Genomic DNA, 15,686 nt, shown 5'->3' with positions numbered 1-15,686 from the left:
ATACAGGAAAGCGCCTGCATGCCGGGTTAGTCGTCGAAAATCTCGGGGCGGTTTTTTCTTTGCCACTGTTGTACAACGCGGCTTGCTGCTAGACAGATCTTCCTGAGCGGAGGAAGAACCCTTGTCGGATCAAAAGAATCCGAGGGGCCAGACACGCTCATTGCCGCCTGTGGCACATTGTGTATGCCGAATATAGGCGCTGCTACACAGTTCAGGCCGAGTGTGATCTCTTGGCGGTCGTAGGCGATTCCGGTGTCATGAATTGTGGCGAGCTCGCGTTTAAATTGCGCAGGATCCGTGATCGTGAACGGGGTCCAGCCGCGCAGCCCCGAGGCCAAGACAGTTTCGGTGGCACCTTCATCAAAAGCGAGCATCGCTTTGCCGACGCCTGTGCAGTGTGCTGGCGCCCGGCCACCAATACGGGATGGGGCATCAACTCCACGCGCAGAAAACAGCTTGTTGACGTACACGACCTCGGTGCTGTCGAGATAGGCCAGGTGCACGGTGTGCCGGGTGTGTTCAAAGAGTGCGGCGAGATAAGGCGTGAGCTGCTCGCTAACGAGCTCTGAATGCTTACTGCTTCGCTCTGTGATGAGTTCGAAAAATAGCGGGCCAAGCCGGTAGACATCGCCGGAGCGTTCAAGTGCGTCGTTGTCTACCAGCGTTCCAAGGAGGCGGTGTGTCGTTGTTTTCGAGAGCTCGGCACGTCGGGCGAGCTCACTGAGTCCGATGCCCATCGCATCGTGGGTGGTGAAGCATCTCAACAGACTCATCGCTTTGTCTACTGCTCCGCGGGTGTCTTTCGTTGGCTGTTCTCTTGTCATTGCGGGCTGACCTCATAAGTAACTGATGTACGTAGGAGACGTACTGCGATCTTTAAGCACTGGGTGGGTGCGGGGTGGCATGGTGAACGGGTGCCACGGTTAGAGTGTCATCTTTTCTACTTTAAATACCTGTAAATACCCCTATGGGTGGGTGGTTGGGCTCGGGGTGTGGGGTGGGGTGAACATCTAGTTGAGACTGTACTCTTTGCGCGACGTTCCGGAGGGTGGAACGGACTCTTTAGAAAAGTTTGACACCAGTCACATAATTAAGCACGCAACATATGAATCAGCTCACATAGCACCGCCCTTATGGTTGTTGGCCACCCTCTGTGCAGAGGGGAACGGACCGTGATGGCGCCGGTGGGTTGATTCAGCACAGTGGAAAACCGCGCCGTAGCAGTTGTGGTCTTTCGGGTTCGATCTATCCCCTGGGATGGCACCGCCGAGCATGGTTTCCACAGTGTGACACGACAGGACAAGGAAAGTAGGGACGGAGAACATGGCAACTCCGAATAACCCGAGGCCTCTTGCAGGGCTGCAGCGCCCCGAAGGCCTTGATGCCAATACGGACATTGGTGGAATGGTCGACCCGGATGCAGGGCTGATTGATCGCCGAATTTTCAGCGACCAGGAAATTTACCGGCAGGAAATGCGTCGGATTTTCGCACGCTCCTGGCTGTTTATCGCGCACGAGGACCAGTTCGAAAAACCGGGCGACTTCTTCCAGACCTACATGGGAGAAGATCCGGTGATCGCCTCGATGAACAAAAAGAGGGAGATCCGGGTCCTGCTGAATAATTGTCGCCACCGCGGTGCGCGCGTGTGCCGTGCTGACCATGGGCGCACGAAAAACTTCACCTGCACCTATCACGGCTGGACGTACGATCTCGACGGCGAGCTCATCAACCTTCCTGGTAAGGACAACTATGACTCTTCCTTCAGCGCAGCCGACTGGGGACTAGTTACCGCGCCTCGCGTGGAGTCCTACAAGGGACTCATCTTCGCTAACTGGGACGAAAATGCAGAGCCGCTCGAAGAAGCGCTGGGTGATCTCACCTGGTATCTCGATGCTTTTCTCGATCGTGACCCAGAAGGCACCTGCGTTGTTGGGGGAGTGACCAAGTGGGTCCTCGAGGGCAACTGGAAGCTCGCGGCGGAGCAATTCGCCACGGACTGGTACCACGTCAATATGTCCCACGCCTCGGCGTTGATGGTGATGTCGCCATCGGGCAAGGGGCCGAAGAAAGCGATCGCAGAGCGAACTGGCAAGCAGTTCACCAGCGAGGCAGGCCATGGTGCCGGCTTCCCGGTGCATCCGAAGAACCGCTTTGATGCCCAACCCGTGCACGAGTACTACGACTACGAGTTCCTGCGCGATCGTCTGTCGCCGGAACAAGTCACGGGTCCGATGACCAATGGGCACGGCAACGTATTTCCTAACTTCTCCTATCTTCCCGTCAACGGCTCGATCAGAGTGTGGCACCCCAAGGGGCCAAACAAGATGGAGGTCTGGGCGTGGACGGTACTGGATAAATCGATGCCGGAGGACGTCAAAAAAGCCCAGCGGTTGTATAACCTTCGCACCTTCGGGCCATCGGGAATTTTCGAGCAGGACGACGGAGAGAACTGGTCGGAAGTACAGGCGAACGCCCATGGCTTCATGATTCAGGGAACTGCTCTGAACTACCAGATGGGAATCGGTACCGAGAAGCATAACGAGGGCTTCCCCGGTACCACCTCGGAGCTCTATTCCGATGCTGCCGGTCGAGGGTTCTACCGCCGCTGGAAGGAACTCATGAACACCCCGGCCTGGCACGAAAACTAAGACCGCGCCGGTTCACCCACCACTATCTATGTCACTAGAAAAGGTTCACCCATGTCTGAAGCAGTAAAAGTCGCCGTCATGGACGATATCGAGCCTGAAGAGGCCATCGTCGTCGATACCGATGTCACCGGTTTCTCGGAGCCCATCGCAGTGTTCCGCACTGAGGATGATGAGTTCTACGCGCTCAATGACACCTGTTCCCACGAAGACGCCTCGCTCGCCGACGGTTGGATTGAAGGCTGCGAAGTGGAGTGCCCAATTCACACTGCGAAGTTCTGTCTGAAAACGGGTGCGGTGCAATGCATGCCTGCTACCGAAGATGTGGCAAGCCACAAGCTCGAGCTGCGCGGAGAAGAGATCTGGATCTATCCCGGTACTCCCGCTACCGCTGAGTAGATACCGCTCATCGGCATAAAGAATCGTCTTCATACTCAAGGAGCTGAGAACTCGTGGCACACACACTCATTATCGGCGGCGGAATCGGCGGATTCAGCCTCGCTCAGTCGCTGCGCAAGCTGGGGTGGGATGGGCTCATCACCATCGTGGACCCGCATGGCCTGCCTTATGATCGCCCACCTCTGTCTAAGGAGATCATGCAGGGCACGAAACAGCATGACGATCTATTGCTCGCCCCGGCTGAGTGGTTCGAGGAAAACCGAGTTGAGGTAGTCCAAGGAGAAGCTATTGCCGTGGACGGCGTCAATAAGACCGTCACGCTGAAGGACTCGCAGAAACTCGGATACGACAATCTCGTTATCGCCACCGGTGGCGTGCCCCGGGTGCTGCCCCTACCCGGTTTCAACCACCCCGAGATTCTCTCTCTGCGCACCACCGAGGATGCGGAGACTCTCAAGAGCAGGCTTAGCCCGGGGGTTGATCTCGCGATCGTCGGCGCGGGGTTGATCGGTGCGGAGCTCGCTGGATCTGCTGTCGATCTGGGAGCGCAGGTGACGCTTATTGACCCAGCGCCCGTTGCTCTGGTGCCAGCAGTGGGCGAGGAGATCGCTACTCGCCTGCACAACATGCATGACGATCATGGCGTCACTTATATCAATGGGCTTACTGAAGAGATCAACTACCACGACGATGGTGATCACGCGTTCACCGTGAAGATCAAGGGGCACGACTCCCTGGCCGCGGATGTCGTCGTTGTCGCAGTGGGAATCACCGCAGAGGAAGCGCTTGCCCGCTCAGCAGAGCTTGATTTCGACAACGGCATTCTGGTGGACGAAGCACAACAGTCCAGCGTGCCGGGGATCTGGGCTATCGGTGATTGTGCTCGTACACGGCGCGAGGATGGAGCGCTCGAACGGCGCCATGAGCATTGGGAGAACGCGGTACACACTGCACAGACTGCCGCCGCCGCGATTGCAGGGGCGGATCTTCCGCAGCATGGTGCGGGCTGGTTCTGGTCGGATCGCTATGGCGTGCATGTCGAGGGAGTAGGGGACATGAGCCTTCCTGGAAGCACGGTCGTTCGCAAGGACAGCAAGGGGCATCCCGCGGTGGCCTTCCGAATCGCTAACGACGGTCGTGTCGTTGGCGCCGCTGCCGTTGATGACTCGATGGCGGTGCGTGCAGCACGACGAATGATTGATCGAGGCTTAAGCCCCGATCCGGACAAGCTCGCCGACCCCGGCGAGAATCTCAAGAAATTGGCTCGATAAGTAGCCGGGGGATTGTAAGAGGAGACATGTAATGACTGACTATTTACGCAGGGACGATGCGGTCGTGGGGGAGCTGGTGGACATCCAGCGCGCCTATGAGCTGCAGAACTTTTATTATCGCGAGGCGGATCTCCTGGACGATGGCCGCTACACCGATTGGTTGGAGCGCTTCGATGATGACTTGCTGTATTGGGCGCCAACCCGATCTAACCGCCTGCGGCGGCAGCAGGCGCTGTCCATCGCCGCGTATGGAGAGGCAGCCTTCTATGACGAAACCAAAGAATCGCTGGCATGGAGAATCCGGCGCTTTGACTCAGGCATGGCGTGGGCCGAAGACCCGCCTTCACGCACGAGGCATCTGATCACCAATCTCGTGTTCCGACACGCAGAGGTCGACGGCGAGGACGTTATTGAAGCCCGCAGTAACTTTCTCGTATGGCGTACTCGGTTGGAAGAAGAAAAGGATGTCTTCGCTGGTACCCGGACGGATCTCATTCGTTCCACTGACGAGGGATACAAGATTTTCGATCGGCGCATTCTCCTGGACATCAACGTCTTGACCTCGAAGAACATTTCGACGTTCTTCTAGCTGGCAGCCACGGACAGGAGAGGATTCATTATGGCGCAACAGAGGTTTCACGATCAGACAGTCTTTATCACCGGTGCGGGTTCCGGATTGGGAGCAGCGCTCGCGCGTCGATTCCACGAACAGGGCGCGAATGTGTCCTTGGTGGATGTGTCGCTGGAGCGGGCACAGGCAGTAGCTGATGAATTAGGAACATCCCGGGCGTTGGCCTGCAGCGCCGATGTGCGGCAGCCGGAAGCACTCCATGCCGCGGTGGAGGAGACATGCCGTGCCTTCGGCGGGATCGACACCGTGATTCCCAACGCCGGCATTTGGGACTACAACCGCTCGCTCACGAAGCTCAACGGAGCGGAACTAGCCGCGGTGTGTGACGAAGTGTTCGGCATCAATGTCAAGGGCTATGTCCTCACCGTTGAGGCCACGTGGCGAGAACTTGTGAAATCGCGCGGCTCCATCATTATGACCCTGTCCAATGCCTCCTTCTACGCCGCCGGCGGCGGTCCGGTGTACACCGCAGCCAAATTCGCCGATAGAGGGCTCATGCTTCAGTTCGCACACGAACTGGCACCAAAGGTCCGCGTCAATGGAGTGGCGGTCGGTGGGATGCGTACTGACCTTCGTGGCCCGGCGGCCGCGGGCTTGGACAGCCGCAGCTTCAAGGACACCATTGATCGCCGACCAGAAGGCGGCAATCCCTACATCCCATTGCACGACATTTCGACAGACCCAAGCAGTTTCACTGGGCCCTACATCATGCTCGCAGATCGCGAGGACGGGGCCAACATAACTGGTTCGGTAGTTCAGATCGACGGAGGCATCGCCGCGCGCGGCTTCCAGACAGCCGCAGGAGGCGATTCCTTATGATGATTACCGGCGTAGTCCACAATCCGGACACCCTGGACATCAACCCCGTGTCACAGATCGCACGGCATGCCCAGTACAGGCCCGACGCCGTAGCGTTGGTCTATGAAAACAGAAATATCACCTACGCGGAGCTACACGAGACTCTGCAGCGTTGGGTTCTGCACCTCGATGAGGCAGGTGTGCGCCAGGGCGATCGCGTGGCTTATGTCGGTGTGAACTCCGCGAGCTTTTTCTACACCATGCTCGCCACATGGTGGCTGGGCGCGACGTTCATGCCCTTCAATTTCCGGCTCTCAGCGCCGGAGATATCAAAGCTGTTGATGCAGGGGACTCCGCACACAGTCGTTGTCGAAGGCGAATATGTGGGAAAGGCCATGACGGTCTATGGAATCGAGCGGCAGCATATTGTGGCCGTCGACGATGATGAGCTCAGCCCACCGGATAAGACGATTCCTGTGTATTGGCACTCCACGTCAGCTTTTATCACCCCGGATGAGACCAATCCCGCGCCAAAAATTCGGCCCATGGGGATGAAGGATCTTGCGCTGTTGCTCTTCACCTCCGGCACAACCGGATTGCCCAAGGGGGCGCAGCTCACCTTCGGCAATCTCTGGTGGAACCAGATCAACGTGGACTCCATGGTGGATGTGCGCCCGGGTGATGTCACGTTGGCCACGGCACCCCTTTTCCATGTGGGTGCACTGAACTCCTTTTCCATCCGGTCTCTTGTGCGTGGCAATACCGTGTTGATTCACCGCCAATTCAATCCGGGCCGAGTGCTGGAGGATATAGAGAAGTACTCTGTGTCCACATCGTTTCTTGTGCCCGCCCAACTAGAGGCCATGTACAAGCACCCGAACTTCGGTTCCTCGGATCTGCACTCGATGCGGGCCACGATTTGTGCCGGAGCGCCGGTTCCGCCTGTGTTGATCCATCGCTATATGGAAAAAGGGATCAACATTCAGCAGGCGTGGGGTCTCACAGAAACCTCACCTTTTGCCACCTACCTTCCGCCAGAAATGACTGTCTCTAAAATCGGTTCCTGTGGCATTCCGATGCCCTATACCGAGGTGAAGCTCATGAACTCTGACACCGGGGAAGAGGTGAAAGAGCCCGGCGTTTCGGGTGAAATGTGGGTGCGCGGACCCAATGTGGCCACAGGATATTGGAATAATCCCGAAGTCACGAATACCGCCTATACCGCGGGATGGTTCCATTCTGGGGACATCGGTATTCGTGACGAAGACGGCTTCTACTACGTGGTGGATCGTCTCAAGGACCTCATTATCTCCGGTGGCGAGAATGTGTATCCGGCAGAGGTTGAGCGTGTGATCGCTGGAGCCGAGGGCGTGCTGGCCAATGCGGTTGTTGGCCACCCTGACCCCGATTGGGGCGAAATTGTGGTGGCGGTTGTTCAGCTGGATGAGGGTGCGACCCTGACGATTGAGCAGCTGCGGGAGCACTGCGAGCATCACCTTGCTCGCTACAAGCTGCCGAAGAAGCTGGTGCTTGTCGACGCCATCGACCGCAACTCAGCCGGCAAGGTAAACAAAATCGCTATCCGGGAACACGTGCGAGAAGTGTTTGCGGTGGAACATGCTCGAGACGCAGCTGCGACACGAGAGGATGCCGATGCTTAAGATCACGCCCATTGTTCGCTCGTCTTTGAAGCACACGTATCCCTATGGCGCAGACGATGTCGAGATGTCGCTGGGCACCGCGGAACGTATGCGCGCCAGCATTGCGGAAGCCTTTCGAACTCATCCCCGCTGCCGCCGCGTGATTGTGGGGGTGGCTATCGACGATCTCGATGGGGTGAAAGCATGCGAAGCGGCGGGGATGCATTTCGTCGTGGACGTCGAGACTCGTGAGGGTGAGGAGCTCAATCTCATGGTCGCCGAACCCGAGCGGGTCAAGCAACAAGCTACAGATATTGACTCATTGGAGCTGACATGACATTTGAAGACAAGTGGAACGACTTTTACTCCCGTGTGGATGACATCGCCATCACCCTCGGGCTCTATCCGATAGAAGGCTCGGCTGAGTGCGTCAAGGTGGGGATGCCCTTGACTAAGGAAGTCTCGCAGCCGGCCGGAATGTTCGCCGCTCCCGCGCTCTTTGGTCTCGCGGATATCACTGCCACATGGTTGGCGATGCACAACGTAGCGGAAGGCGTGTTCCCTCTTGCAGTGTCATCGACGGTGAACGTCGTGGCGAACACCAGGAAGGGCGATGCGATTGCCACCGCGCGGATCGTGCGCGCCGGGAAGACGATCATCGTCACCGATACCGAGGTTCATTCCAGTGCTGACGGCACTCTGCTCGGAAAGTTCCTAACCACCTACTCGGTGCCGCGGCCACGGGACTAATCCTCCACACAGGATTGTCCCGCCCAGTGGAACATACACCCACCCAAAGAATGTGATGGAGGATACAGTAACCGCTATGACTGAGACACAGATCCCTGACTTTAAGACAGACCCCTTCTTCGGCCTGGAAGATAAGTGGCTTGAAACCGCACCAGGTGAAATCACCCACTACCACGAGCTCGGTGAGGGCACCCCGATTCTGTTCCTGCATGGCTCCGGAACGGGCGTCACCGCTGCCGCGAACTGGTGGCTTAACCTCCCGCAGATCGCTGAGTTTGGCCGCTGTATCGCGATCGACTCGATTGGCTATGGCCAAACCGTGGTGGCAGAGGGCACCGAGTACGGCATTCGTCAATGGGTAGAGCATGCGATCCGCGTTCTCGATGCACTGGGCATTGAAAAGACCTGGATTGTGGGTAACTCCTTGGGCGGCTGGCTCGCCTTCCAATTCGCTATCGATCATCCGGAGCGCCTCGCTGGAATCATCTCCATGGGTACCGGAGGAGCCAAGCTCACCGGTGCGCTCAAGGGGCATTCGAACCCCACCCTGACCCGGGAAGGCATCCGTGACACCCTCGAACTGTTCGTGGTGGATAAGAGCCTGATCACCGAGGAACTTGTGGAATTGCGCTACAACTCCGCGCTCAATGACACAGCCAGCGACCGTCTCAAGGAGGTTGTTGCTGCCCGTGATCGTGACCGTAATGAGCTGCCGCTAGACTTCGACAAACTCGCTGAACTCGACATTCCGGTGTTGCTGATCCACGGCACCCAGGACAAGGTGATTCCCGTATCGCGCACCTGGGACCTGCTGAATGTTGTGCCACATGCAGATGTGCATATCTTCTCCCAGTGTGGTCACTGGTCGCAGGTGGAACGTGCTGATGAGTTCAACCGAGTAATTAAGCAGTGGCTTGCTGAACGTCTCTAGGACGGATCACTCTTCTCACTTCTCGCTCCACGCTTCGGCGCGGGGCGAGTTTTTCTGTCTGGACTAGCAGCACACGGCGTCGATAAGCGCAGAAGCGGCCGTCGCCTCGAAAGTGAGGAGACGGCCGTCCTAGACGCCGGAGCGGGTTTAGGCCTCGCCCTCGAAGAGGGTGGTCACCGAGCCGTTTTCGAAGATCTCGTGGATCGTCTTGGCCAGCAGCGGGGCGATGGGCAACACGGTGAGGTTGTCCCAGCCCTCGGGGTTCTGCGGCAGGGTGTCGGTGGTGATGACTTCCTTGGCACCGCACTTGGAGAGGCGCTCGCGGGCGGGGTCAGAGAACACGCCGTGGGTGCAGCCGATGATGACATCGCCGGCGCCGGCTTCCTTGAGCACGTTCACGGCACCGGAGATCGTGCCGCCGGTGTCGATCATGTCGTCGAGGAGCACGCAGGTGCGGCCTTCGACGTCGCCGACCACGCGGTTCGCGGTGACCTTATTGGCTTCGTCCACGGAGCGGGTCTTGTGCACGAAGGCCATGGGGGAGTCGCCGAGGATATTGGCCCACTTTTCGGCCATCTTCACACGACCAGCGTCCGGAGAAACCACGCAGATGTTGTTGAGCTCGTAGTTGCTCTTGATGTAGTCGGTGAGGATCGGCATGGCGTGCATGTGATCGACGGGGCCGTCGAAGAAGCCCTGGATCTGGTCGGTGTGCAGGTCCACAGACACGATGCGGTCCGCGCCGGCGGTCTTGAGCAGATCAGCCACGAGGCGGGCGGAGATGGGCTCGCGGCCGCGGTGCTTCTTGTCCTGGCGGGCATAGGGGTAGAAGGGCAGGATCGCGGTGATGCGCTTGGCGGAGCCGCGCTTGAGCGCATCGATCATGATCAGTTGCTCCATCAGCAGCTTGTTCAGCGGCTGCGTGTGGGACTGGATCACGAAGGCGTCACAGCCGCGTACGGATTCCTCGAACCGCACAAAGATCTCGCCATTGGCGAAGTCGCGGGCGGTGGTGGGGGTCAAATCGGTACCCAGCTCACGTGCCACTTCCTCACCGAGGGCCGGGTTGCCCCGGCCGGAAAACACCATGAGGTTCTTTTGGTTATCTGTCCACTGGCCAGTCATCGTTATTCGATGCCTTACCTTTCCTTATGCTTGCTTGGGTTTGCGGGCGGCAGCTGCAGCGTCGGCAGCTGGGGTGTTTGGTCGCTTGCGCTCAACCCACCCTTCGATGTTGCGCTGTTTGCCGCCCGAGACTACGAGCGAACCTGCAGGTACATCATCTTTAATTACTGTACCTGCCCCGGAGTACACGCCGTCACCAATGGTCACCGGAGCGACAATCATGGTGTCGGAACCGAGGCGCACATGGCTGCCAACGACGGAGCGGTGCTTGTCCACGCCGTCGTAGTTGACGAACACCGAGGAGCAGCCGATATTGGAGTCCTCGCCCACCTCGGCATCGCCGATGTAGGTGAGGTGCGGAACCTTGGAGCCGCGGCCAATCTGGGCGTTTTTGGACTCGACGAAGCCGCCGAGCTTGCCGTTCTCGCCAAGATCGGTGCCGGGGCGCAGATAGGTGAATGGGCCAACGGAGGCGCCGGCGCCGATGCGGGAGTCAAAGCCGTGGGTGCGCACCACCTGGGCGCCTTCGCCCACCTCCACGTTGCTCAGCGTGGTGTCGGGGCCGATCTCGGCGCCATCAGCGATGGTGGTGCTGCCCTTGAGCTGGGTGCCGGGGTGAATGGTCACATCCTGGCCGATCTGCACGGTGCAGTCGATGAAGGTGGTGGCGGGATCGTCGATGGTGGCGCCGCCGCGCATGGCGGCCTCGCAGAGGCGACGGTTGAATTCTTTGCTCATCGCGGCCAGCTGCACGCGATCATTGACCCCCGACACGTAGTAGGGGTCGGCGAGCTTGTGGGCGCGCACCAGCTTGCCGGAGGTGCGGGCGATCTTGATCACATCGGTGAGATAGAGCTCGCCCTGGGCATTATTGGTGTCCAGTTGGGTGAGTGCCTGGCGCAGCAGCGCGGCATCGAAGGCGTAGACGGCCGAGTTGATCTCGGTGACGGCGCGCTGGGCGTCGGTGGCGTCTTTTTCCTCCACGATCTCGGTGACACGCCCATCCTCATCGCGGATGATGCGGCCATAGCCGTGGGGATTATCCACCGCGGTGGTCAGCACGGTGACCGCAGCCTGCGGGGCGCTGGTGTGCGTGCGCACGAGCTGCTGCAGGGTCTCGGCGTTCAGCGCCGGAATGTCGGAGGTGGTCACCACCACGGTGCCGGTGAAGTCCGCCGGCAGGGCCTCCAGGCCGACGCCAACAGCATGGCCGGTGCCGTTTTGCTCCTCCTGCACCGCGGTGTGCACGGTCGGGGAGTGCGGCAGGGCCGGGGCCTCGGCCGCAATGGCGGGGACCACCTGTTCGCGGCCGTGGCCGACAACAGCAATGAGATGGGTGGGGTTGATGCCCGCCGCGGCGTGCAAGCCATGCGCCAGCATGGAACGGCCGGCAACAGGGTGCAGCATTTTCGGAGTGGCGGACTTCATGCGGGTGCCAGCGCCCGCAGCGAGCATGATCACTGCGGTGGCGGCGGAAGTATGGGAAGTATCTGACATAAAAGATTAGGCAACTTTGTCTCGATAGCGTTTCGTGTACGGCTCTAAAAGTACCATTAGCTGCGCCCAGAAACGGGTGACTTCGAGGCACTGGGGTGAGGTGCCTGCGTGACGGCGTCGACAAGCGAGAAGAGGCTGCTGGGGCTGGAGACAGCGGCGATGCTGCGGGAGAAGAGCAATCCCGTCACCGAGCAGCGCGGAGACCACGAGCACTGAGCTAAGAATCACACACTTAGAGAAGTCCTGATCCCCGCCACGTAGGGTGCGCACAGCGCTGATCCAGCCGATCAGGGCGAGGATCACGCATGCTTTTTATGCAGCTCAGAGGCGCCTTATCGACGCCGCGATGGCGGGGAAGCGTGTGCGAAAAGCGCCGTGGAGGTGTCCGAGGCGTCGTTACACTAAGTGAGGTACACACACCGATCGCAGCAGCGCGCAGGGAGAGACGCATGAGCACACCGAGCAGGAGCACAGAGACCGACCAGACATTCCGAGGGTTCGCCGTCCTCGACCTTGAGACCACAGGTGTGCGCAGAAACGACAGGATCCTCGAGATCGGCATCGTTGTGCTCGATACCCAAGCGCGGCCCGAACGCTATTGGCGTAGCTTGGTGCAGCCGAATCGCGGCTTCGATAACTCCCATATTCATCACATTGAGCCGAAGGATCTCGTCAATGCCCCCAGCTTTGAGCAGCTGGCCCGCCGCCTCGCCGAGGTGCTGCAGGGGCGCATTGTGGTGGCCCATAGCGCCAGCTTTGAGCGCCGCTTTCTCAGCGATGAATTCGCGCGAGTGGGGGTGCAGCTTCCGAGTTCTGCCTGGACGCTCGATACCTGTGTACTCTCGCGCCGGCTCCTGCCCGGCGCACCGGGGAAGCTCTCAGCCTGCCTCGAGGTGATCGGGGTGAATAACCTCGCCGCCCACACCGCGCTCGCCGATGCCGCCGCCACCACCGAGCTCTTTGTCGAGCTGCTGCGTAGGCACCCCGAGCTGGGCGCCGCTGCGTCACCGCTGATATTCACTGCTGCGCAGCAGGCAGCCCTGCCGGAGTCTCATGCCCCCTGTATCGCTCGGGCGGATGGGCTATTCGGCAGCGAACCCTCCGGTCCGATCAGCGAGTGGGCGGCGGCGAGTGAGGACGCCGCCTTCGCTGCGGAGTCCGCGTGGCTGCGACGGCTCACCACCGCCATGCCCTCCACAGGCGATGCGCAATCCGATCGCTACTGCGCGGCGCTGGCGCAGGCGATGGTGGACGGCCGGCTGAGCAAGGAGGAGCTCGAGGAGTTGGGGCGGGTGGCGCAGAGCTATGGGCTCGAGGCCGAGGACATCAGTGAACTGCATGAGCATTATCTGAAGCAGCTGGTGATTGAGGCGTGGGCCGATGGGGTGGTCACCGAGCGTGAGCGCCTCTGGCTCGGCCATATCGCCGAACAGCTGTGCATCGACCATGCGCGCTGTCAGCAGCTGCTCGCCCAGCCAGGAGAACAGGAGGGGCAGGACGGGCAGGATGGGCAGGACGGGCAGGCTGCGGCGCAGGTCTGTGCGCTCGCGCCGGGAGATCGTGTCACCTTCACCGGGGCGATGGTCACCCCGCGCGAAACCTGGGAGGCCCGCGCCCGCGAGGCCGGATTGAGTGTGGGTGGGGTGATTACATCCTCGCGGCTCGTGGTGGCCGCCGATGTGCACACCATGTCCGGCAAGGCGAAAAAGGCGCGCGCCCTCGGCGTGGAGATCATTGATGAGGTGAGCTTCGCCCGGGCGTTGGCGGCCATGACGGCGTCGATCAACGCCACAGAAAAGGACACCGAGGCCCACGGCCACGCCGAGCTTATCGCGGCAGTGTTCCCGTGGCTGGAAATGGAGAATGACACCGCCGCGCCCGACACGATGGCTGTGGTGGAGGCCTGGCTGGGGCAGGGGAGCACCACAGCCCTGGGGCAGCTATCGCCCTATCTTCGGCCCGGGTTGGTGCCGGAGAGTGCGCTGTGGACCAAGGTGCAACGCCGGCTAGGCATTCGCTCCGAGACGGGTATCACCGAGCTCACCGTCGAGGAACTGGCGGATCTGCCCGGAATTGGGCGGGTGCGGCTGCAGAAGTTGCTGAACGAGGTGGTGCTGCTCGCCCTCGATGAGTACGAGACGGGCGGCTCTGAGGACGCAGCAGCGGAGAACGAGGCACCCGTGGACGCCGATCACCCAGTGGAGCAGCTGCTCTATGACGACTCCGCCCATAGCGATGCGTCCGCGCTGCTGGATTGGCTGGCGGTGACCGGTGCGGCCACGGCTGTGCTGGGGGAGAAGGAGAATATTCCCGACAGCGTCACAGCTGCAGCGGCGAGCTTGGAGGGGCGGGCGGAGACCGTGGCACGGGCCGCCTGCGCGGAGATTGCGGAGGTGGTGGCCGCTGATGCACGCTTTGCCCCGATTCTCGATGAGCGCCTAGCTGGGTCGGCGTCCCTGCAAACCCTCGGGGATCGCTTCGAGGTGAGCCGCGAGCGCGTCCGGCAACTCGAGGGCATGCTCTGCGCTGGGCTCGGCGCTATCGGGCCGGTGTGCGAGCTGGTCCAAGCCGCCGTGCGCGAGCACGTGCGCATCGCGCGGCCGGTAGCAGAGATCTATCGGGCGCTGCCCGCGCTGCGGTCGACTCCTGGGGGAGTGGAGACGGACCTATTAACAATCCTGCCCATGGTGGGCGCGCCCGGATCATGGGGGCTGGAATTCATTGACGGCCCCGAGGCCGGGGCGGAGGAGGCGAGCCGCTGGCTCGTGCGGGCCGGCTTTGCCACCGCAGTGGAGAAGGCCATTGCCGCCGCAGCCGATAACTATGGCGTGCTCACACTGCAGGAACTCGCGAGCGCCGTGGGCGCGGATACTGCCTTGACGCGGGAGTGGATAGAACAGCACACCCCCTATGTGATCTATAAAGAGCATGTGCTCAGCGACACCGGATCGGTGATTGCTCGAGCCAGTGCCGTGCTGGCCATTGAGGGCGAGCCCATGAGCACGGAGCAGCTGCACGCGGTGCTGTCTGATCGCACTATCCGCTCTATCGATGGGGCACTGGCCAGTGCCGAGCATGTGCAGCGCTGCGGGGCGCGCACGTGGGCGCTGCGTGAGTGGGGTAAAGAAGAGTGGACCACGATCTCGGATTTCATTGGGACACGGCTGGCGCAGGCGAATGCGGCCGATCCCGAGCGGCGCACATCGCTGCCGCTGCAGGAGCTTATCGCCGAGGCCACCGGATATGGGGTGGCGGAAAACTCGGTGCGGGCCTTTGCCTCTACCGGCGACTTCGTGGTCGAGGACGGTCAGGTGCGCTACCGCACAGATGAGGAGGCACTGGTCAATCACGCCCTGCCCGAGGAGACCAAGGGGCTGTATCTCCGCGACGGCGAGTGGAATCTGCTGCTGCGGGTGAGCCACGATCATGTGCGCGGCTCCGGCACCGGCATCGGCCTTGGCGTGCTCGCCATCTACGATGTGGCCTTCGGTGAGTCGCGGATGATTCCCAGCCGGCTGGGGGAGCAGCGTCTGACCTGGGGCAAAACCACCAGCTCGCTGGGCACGATCTCCCGCTTTATTCAGGATCTCGGGCTGGAAGAGGGCGAGCGCATGTGGTTGCGTTTCGGCGAGAGCTTCGACATCACCCGCGCCCCCGCCGAGCGGGACGACGCCGAGGGCCTGGTGCTGCTCATCAACCGCATCGGCCTCGACGAGGAGTTCCTCGATGCCGAGGGACAGCTCGCGGACTGGGTATGCCCCGAGGTGGTCATCGCCGCGCTCAATCTCGCGATGGGGCTGCCGGCGGAGTGCGCTCGCCGGAAAACCGTGCGCCGGCTGCGGGATCGCGGCGATGATGAGCTGGCCGAGCTGGTCCGCACCTTCTAGCTGGTGCGGGGAGGCGTCGGCCGCGCCGCACCGAGCCTCCCCCGCGTACCGAGCGGTCTAGAGTAAAGCGCCAGCTAGGGAGGGTACAAACCTTATGAAATAGCCATTTGG

13 protein-coding genes are annotated in these 15,686 nt (G+C 60.8%); 10 read left to right on the top strand and 3 right to left on the bottom strand.

The features are described 5' to 3' along the window. Positions 1–26 precede the first annotated feature (26 nt). Positions 27–824 (bottom strand): IclR family transcriptional regulator, encoded by a 798-nt coding sequence (locus KRX12_RS04155; protein ID WP_218363547.1) that lies wholly within the window; start codon positions 822–824, stop codon positions 27–29. A 499-nt stretch (positions 825–1,323) separates the two neighbouring features. On the opposite strand from KRX12_RS04155, the gene KRX12_RS04150 reads away from it, so the two are divergent. The 9 genes from KRX12_RS04150 (at position 1,324) to KRX12_RS04110 (ending at position 9,066) form a co-directional block, all read left to right on the top strand. Continuing rightward, the gene (locus tag KRX12_RS04150) at positions 1,324–2,649 is read left to right on the top strand and encodes an aromatic ring-hydroxylating dioxygenase subunit alpha (protein WP_151548892.1); all 1,326 of its coding nucleotides are present in this window, start codon (positions 1,324–1,326) and stop codon (positions 2,647–2,649) included. A gap of 51 nt (positions 2,650–2,700) precedes the next feature. Next, positions 2,701–3,045: a non-heme iron oxygenase ferredoxin subunit gene (locus KRX12_RS04145; protein WP_151548891.1), complete on the top strand. Its 345-nt coding sequence runs from the start codon at positions 2,701–2,703 to the stop codon at positions 3,043–3,045. 53 nt (positions 3,046–3,098) lie between these two features. After that, a complete protein-coding gene (locus KRX12_RS04140) occupies positions 3,099–4,316 on the top strand; it encodes an FAD-dependent oxidoreductase (RefSeq protein ID WP_218365830.1) in 1,218 nt (405 codons plus the stop codon). Positions 4,317–4,347: 31 nt separating this feature from the next. Beyond that, positions 4,348–4,905, top strand: coding sequence for a 3-phenylpropionate/cinnamic acid dioxygenase subunit beta (locus KRX12_RS04135; protein ID WP_218363545.1), 558 nt, complete (start codon positions 4,348–4,350; stop codon positions 4,903–4,905). 30 nt (positions 4,906–4,935) lie between these two features. Then, complete coding sequence (locus KRX12_RS04130; protein WP_151548888.1) at positions 4,936–5,766, top strand: SDR family NAD(P)-dependent oxidoreductase; 831 nt, start codon at positions 4,936–4,938, stop codon at positions 5,764–5,766. Then, the gene (locus KRX12_RS04125) at positions 5,763–7,406 is read left to right on the top strand and encodes an AMP-binding protein (protein ID WP_218363544.1); all 1,644 of its coding nucleotides are present in this window, start codon (positions 5,763–5,765) and stop codon (positions 7,404–7,406) included. The genes KRX12_RS04130 and KRX12_RS04125 overlap by 4 nt, the downstream gene beginning before the upstream one ends. Continuing rightward, positions 7,399–7,722 (top strand): hypothetical protein, encoded by a 324-nt coding sequence (locus tag KRX12_RS04120; RefSeq protein WP_255550069.1) that lies wholly within the window; start codon positions 7,399–7,401, stop codon positions 7,720–7,722. Before KRX12_RS04125 ends, KRX12_RS04120 begins: the two co-directional genes overlap by 8 nt. Further along, positions 7,719–8,135: a PaaI family thioesterase gene (locus KRX12_RS04115; RefSeq protein WP_218363543.1), complete on the top strand. Its 417-nt coding sequence runs from the start codon at positions 7,719–7,721 to the stop codon at positions 8,133–8,135. The genes KRX12_RS04120 and KRX12_RS04115 overlap by 4 nt, the downstream gene beginning before the upstream one ends. Positions 8,136–8,211: 76 nt before the next feature. Beyond that, positions 8,212–9,066 carry an alpha/beta fold hydrolase gene (locus tag KRX12_RS04110; RefSeq protein ID WP_151548884.1) on the top strand — a complete coding sequence of 285 codons (855 nt, stop codon included), beginning with the start codon at positions 8,212–8,214 and terminating at the stop codon, positions 9,064–9,066. A 147-nt stretch (positions 9,067–9,213) separates the two neighbouring features. Here KRX12_RS04110 and KRX12_RS04105 read toward each other — a convergent pair whose 3' ends face one another. Then, positions 9,214–10,191, bottom strand: coding sequence for a ribose-phosphate diphosphokinase (locus KRX12_RS04105; protein ID WP_218363542.1), 978 nt, complete (start codon positions 10,189–10,191; stop codon positions 9,214–9,216). Positions 10,192–10,215: 24 nt separating this feature from the next. After that, positions 10,216–11,688: a bifunctional UDP-N-acetylglucosamine diphosphorylase/glucosamine-1-phosphate N-acetyltransferase GlmU gene (glmU, locus tag KRX12_RS04100; RefSeq protein ID WP_218363541.1), complete on the bottom strand. Its 1,473-nt coding sequence runs from the start codon at positions 11,686–11,688 to the stop codon at positions 10,216–10,218. A gap of 449 nt (positions 11,689–12,137) precedes the next feature. On the opposite strand from glmU, the gene KRX12_RS04095 reads away from it, so the two are divergent. Continuing rightward, a complete protein-coding gene (locus KRX12_RS04095) occupies positions 12,138–15,575 on the top strand; it encodes an exonuclease domain-containing protein (RefSeq protein ID WP_218365829.1) in 3,438 nt (1,145 codons plus the stop codon). Positions 15,576–15,686 lie beyond the last annotated feature (111 nt).

It is taken from the genome of Corynebacterium sp. TAE3-ERU2 (assembly GCF_019209955.1).
GTDB classification, from domain to species: domain Bacteria; phylum Actinomycetota; class Actinomycetes; order Mycobacteriales; family Mycobacteriaceae; genus Corynebacterium; species Corynebacterium megadyptis.
The sequence above is the reverse complement of the archived record's forward strand: the minus strand, read 5'-3'. Positions and strand labels throughout refer to the sequence as shown.